This window comes from Streptomyces sp. SM1, assembly GCF_002910825.1.
Lineage (GTDB): Bacteria > Actinomycetota > Actinomycetes > Streptomycetales > Streptomycetaceae > Streptomyces > Streptomyces okerensis.
Genome location: NZ_NEUB01000489.1, coordinates 1 through 597 on the forward strand (window position 1 = coordinate 1; position 597 = coordinate 597).

Annotated in this window: 1 protein-coding gene; it reads right to left on the bottom strand. The window is 76.2% G+C overall.

Annotated elements, in window-relative coordinates; genetic code table 11:
• A partial coding sequence (locus B9S61_RS12060; RefSeq protein WP_308457760.1) for a lipid II flippase MurJ occupies window positions 1-597 on the bottom strand: 597 nt, incomplete at both ends.

Here is a 597-nt window from a genome sequence, read left to right on the forward strand (position 1 = left end):
CCGACCGCGGCGGAACGCACCCCCCACTCCCCGCCCAGCAGGAACATCATCGCGACGATGCCCGTGTTGTAGGCGACATAGATCGCCGCCGGGGCGAAGAAGCGGCGGTGCGCCCGCAGCGCGGCACTGCAGTACCCGGCGAGCCCGAACGCCAGCAGGCTGAGCGCGGTGAGCCGGGTGCAGTCCACGGCGAGCCGCGGGTCGGCCAGACCCGGCGCCAGCACCCGGACCACGTACGGAGCCCCGGCGGCGACCAGCGCGGCCACCGCGGCGAAGGCCAGGCACAGCCGGGGCAGGGTCGCCCTGACCAGGTCGCGCACCGGATCCCCGGGCACGCCCCGGGCGCGCCGCGCCAGCGCCACGCTGAACGCGGGGATCAGCGCGATCGCCAGCCCGTCCTCGATCAGCAGCGTGGCGGCGATCTCCGGCACCGTCCACGCGACGAGGAAGGCGTCGGTGTCGCTCCCCGCCCCGAACAACCGCGCCAGCGACTGGTCCCGCACCAGTCCCAGCACCGACCCGGCGATGGAGAGCGCCGCGGTGACGAGAGCGGCCCGGGCGAGAAACCCCCGGGACGCCGCCGGACCCTGCGGCGGC